Source organism: Pseudolysinimonas sp. (assembly GCF_057350545.1).
The window spans coordinates 1-4098 of record NZ_JBMRCP010000004.1 but is presented as its reverse complement, the minus strand read 5'-3'; the positions used below and the strand labels follow the sequence as shown (position 1 = coordinate 4098).

The window sequence follows — 4098 nt, the reverse complement described above, 5'->3', positions numbered from 1 at the left end:
CTCCGACGCTGGGGCTGAGCCGCTAAGATCGACGAGACAGACCACCTTTAAATCCGTCCCGAGAGGCGGGGAAGGAGGGCAGGAAGACTGCAAGCCCCGGGCTGCAGCAGGCTGACATCACGCGAGCCCTCACCCGCATCGCGCACGAGATCCTCGAGTCGAACTCCGGTTCCTCGGATCTGGTGCTCCTCGGCATCCCGACCCGCGGCGTGCTGCTCGCCGAACGGCTGGGCGGCATCCTCGAACGCCTCGAACCCGGCAGTGGACGTGTCGGCGCCCTCGACGTGACGATGTATCGCGACGACCTCCGCTCGCAGCCGACCCGCAGCCCGCAGCCGACCCGGGTGCCCGACGGCGGAATCGACGGCAAGACCGTCGTGCTCGTCGACGACGTGCTCTACTCGGGCCGCACCATCCGGGCGGCGCTCGACGCCCTCGGGGCGCACGGGAGGCCGCGGGCGGTGCGACTCGCCGTACTCGTCGACCGGGGGCACCGCGAGCTGCCGATCCGCGCCGACTTCGTGGGGAAGAACCTGCCCACCTCGGTCGCGGAGCGCATCAACGTGCGGCTGCGCGAGACCGACGGTGACGACCTCGTCGAGATCGCCGGGGGTGAGGCGTGAGGCATCTGCTGAGCACGCGGGACCTCTCGCGCGAGGACGCGATCGGCATCCTCGACGTCTCCGAGGACATGGCCGACGTCGCCCGCCGCGCCGTGCCGAAGCTCCCGACGCTGCAGGGCCGCACGGTCGCCAACCTGTTCTTCGAGGACTCCACCCGCACCCGGCTCTCCTTCGAGGCGGCGGCGAAGCGCCTCTCGGCGGATGTCATCACGCTGAGCGCCAAGGGTTCGAGCGTGTCGAAGGGCGAGGGGCTCAAGGACACGGCGCAGACGATCGCCGCGATGGGCGTGGATGTCGTGGTGATCCGCCACGGCGCCTCGGGTGCCGCACGCACCCTCGCCGACGGCGGCTGGATCGACGCGGCGGTCGTCAACGCCGGCGACGGCACCCACGAGCATCCGACGCAGGGGCTCCTCGACGCGTACACGATGCGCAAGGCGCGGCACGGCGACGCCTCGCGCGGACGCGACCTCGACGGCCTCAAGGTCACGATCGTCGGCGACATCCTGCACTCCCGCGTCGCGCGGTCGAACCTCTGGCTGCTCGAGACGCTCGGGGCCGACGTCACCCTCGTCGCGCCCGCGACGCTGCTTCCGGCGGGCATCGGCACGTGGGCCGCGACGGTGCGGCACGACCTCGACGACGCGCTCGCCGAGAAGCCCGACATCGTCATGATGCTGCGCATCCAGGCAGAACGGATGAACGCGGCCTTCTTCCCCCACGAGCGCGAGTACGCACGCGAGTGGGGCCTCGACGACGCCCGGTTCGCTCGGCTCGGCGCGGATACCATGGTCATGCACCCCGGGCCGATGATCCGCGGACTCGAGATCTCCGCAGCGGCTGCCGACTCGGCCCGCTCGCTCGTGCTGGACCAGGTCACCAACGGGGTCTCGATTCGAATGGCGGTTCTGTACCTCGTGTTGACCGGAAGAGCCGCATGAACATCGTGATCCAGGCGGCGACGCTGCCCGACGGTACCCGCGTCGATCTCGGCATCCGCGACGGTGTCTTCGTCGCACCGGGCGACCTCGACGGCGCGACGGTGATCGACGGCGACGGGCTGCAGGCGCTGCCTGGCCTCGTCGACCTCCACACCCATCTGCGGGAGCCCGGCTTCGAGCAGAGCGAGACGGTGCTCACGGGATCGCGCGCGGCGGCCGCGGGCGGTTTCACCGCGGTCTTCGCGATGGCGAACACGAGCCCCGTCGCCGACACCGGGGGAGTCGTCGAGCAGGTCGCCTCGCTCGGCGATCAGCACGGCTACGTCACGGTGCGTCCGATCGGTGCCGTCACGGTGGGTCTCGCGGGGGAGCGGCTCTCGGAGATCGGCGCGATGGCCCGCTCCCGCGCCGCCGTACGGGTGTTCTCCGACGACGGCAAGTGCGTGCATGACGCGCTGCTCATGCGGCGCGCACTCGAGTACGTGACGACGTTCGGCGGCGTCGTCGCCCAGCACGCGCAGGAACCCCGGCTGACCGAGGGCGCGCAGATGAACGAAGGCGCTCTCGCGTCGGAGCTCGGTCTGGCCGGCTGGCCCGCCGTCGCCGAGGAGGCGATCATCGCGCGCGACGTGCTGCTCGCCGAGGCGGTCGGCGCACGTCTGCACGTCTGCCACCTCTCGACCGCCGGCAGCGTCGAGGTCGTGCGCTGGGCGAAGGCGCGCGGCATCGACGTCACCGCCGAGGTCACGCCGCATCACCTGCTGCTGACCGAGTCCGAGGCGACCGGCTACGACGCACGCTTCAAGGTCAACCCGCCGCTGCGCCGGAGCGAGGATGTCGACGCCCTCCGCGCCGCCCTGGCCGACGGCACGATCGACATCGTCGCGACCGACCACGCCCCGCATCCCGTCGAGTCGAAGGAGGCGGCCTGGGCCGAGGCCTCGTTCGGCATGGTGGGGCTCGAGAGCGCTCTGAGCATCGTGCAGGCGACGATGGTCGAGACCGGCCTGCTCGACTGGACGGGGGTGGCGCGGGTGCTCTCCTCCGCTCCGGCCCGGATCGGCCGCCTCGAGGGCTACGACGCGGCCTTCGCGCTCGGCTCGCCCGCCCACCTCACGCTCGTCGACCCGGCCGCGCGGCGCACGTTCGGCACGGAGCACCTCTACGGACGCAGCATCAACTCGCCCTATCTCGGCCGCGAGCTTCCGGGCCGCGTGGTGGCGACGATCCACGGAGGCGTCCCCACGGTGCTCGACGGCACGCTGCGCGAGGCCGAGGAGGTCTCCCGTGGATAGGGTCACGCCGACGATCGGCATCGTCGTGTTCGTCCTGCTGGTGTTCACCGGCCTCGCCCTCGGCTGGCGTGCCCGCCGCCGTCGCCAGGCCGGGCTGCCCGCGCTCGACGTGCCGCCGGCATCCCTCGGCACTCCGCTGCTCGTCGACGACGTGTTCTACGTCGCGACGACCGTCGCCGAGGCGCCCACCGACAGGATCGCCGTGCGCGGGCTCGGCTTCCGGTCGCGCGCCGCGGTGACGGTGGTGCCCGAAGGTGTCGTCCTGGGCATCGCAGGACAGCCGGATGCGTTCATCCCGGGTTCAGCGATCTCCGGGATCGGCCGGGCCACCTGGACGATCGACCGGGTCGTCGGCCGCGACGGACTCGTCGTCGTCACCTGGACCCTCGGCGACACCGCCGTCGACACCTACCTGAAGTCGGCGCAACCCGACGCTCTCGTCGAGGCACTCTCGACTCTCGTCACCGTCTCGGAGGAGACCTCATGACCGATCCGGCAGTTCTCGTCCTCGAGGACGGCACCCGCTACGAGGGACGCGCCTACGGTGCGCGCGGCCGTACCCTCGGCGAGGCCGTCTTCGCGACCGGCATGACCGGCTACCAGGAGACCCTCACGGATCCGTCGTACGCGGGGCAGATCGTCGTGCAGACGGCACCGCACATCGGCAACACGGGGATGAACGACGAAGACCAGGAGTCGCGGCGCATCTGGGTCGCCGGCTACGTCGTGCGCGACCCCTCGCGGGTCGTGAGCAACTTCCGCGCGACCCGGTCCCTCGACGACGAGCTCGAGTCGACCGGCATCGTCGGCATCTCGGGGATCGACACGCGGGCCGTCACCCGGCGACTGCGGGATACCGGCGCGATGCGCGCGGGCGTGTTCTCCGGTGCGGATGCCGCGCTCACCGCGGACGAGCAGCTCGCGATCGTCCGGTCGGGTCGTGACATGACGGGGCTCAACCTCTCGGCCGAGGTGTCGGTGACGGAGCCGATCGTCACCCCTGCCCGAGGAGAGCGGATCGGCAACCTCGCGATCCTCGACCTCGGCATCAAGCAATCGACGGTCGACAACCTCGCCGAGCGCGGCTTCGAGGTGCACGTGCTGCCGCAGGACGTCACGCTCGAGCAGGTGCTCGCGATCGAGCCCGCCGCCCCCTTCTTCTCCAACGGCCCGGGCGATCCCGAGGCGCCCGACGCCCACGTCGCGCTGCTGCGCGAGCTGCTCGACCGCGAGCTGCCG

Annotated in this window: 5 protein-coding genes; all 5 read left to right on the top strand. The window is 71.5% G+C overall.

Annotated features, from left to right (window positions below; all coding sequences use genetic code 11):
* The first annotated feature begins 101 nt into the window (after positions 1-101).
* Entirely contained in the window at positions 102-623 is a 522-nt protein-coding gene (gene pyrR / locus ACO1X9_RS00675; protein WP_486348904.1) for a bifunctional pyr operon transcriptional regulator/uracil phosphoribosyltransferase PyrR, read from the top strand.
* Positions 620-1564: an aspartate carbamoyltransferase catalytic subunit gene (locus ACO1X9_RS00670; RefSeq protein WP_486348903.1), complete on the top strand. Its 945-nt coding sequence runs from the start codon at positions 620-622 to the stop codon at positions 1562-1564. Before pyrR ends, ACO1X9_RS00670 begins: the two co-directional genes overlap by 4 nt.
* Positions 1561-2859, top strand: a complete 1299-nt coding sequence (locus ACO1X9_RS00665) for a dihydroorotase (protein WP_486348902.1) — start codon at positions 1561-1563, stop codon at positions 2857-2859. The genes ACO1X9_RS00670 and ACO1X9_RS00665 overlap by 4 nt, the downstream gene beginning before the upstream one ends.
* A complete protein-coding gene (locus tag ACO1X9_RS00660; RefSeq protein WP_486348901.1) occupies positions 2852-3346 on the top strand; it encodes a PH-like domain-containing protein in 495 nt (164 codons plus the stop codon). Before ACO1X9_RS00665 ends, ACO1X9_RS00660 begins: the two co-directional genes overlap by 8 nt.
* Positions 3343-4098 (top strand): carbamoyl phosphate synthase small subunit (locus tag ACO1X9_RS00655; RefSeq protein WP_486348900.1); only part of this gene is annotated, 756 nt, incomplete at its 3' end. The genes ACO1X9_RS00660 and ACO1X9_RS00655, both read left to right, overlap by 4 nt.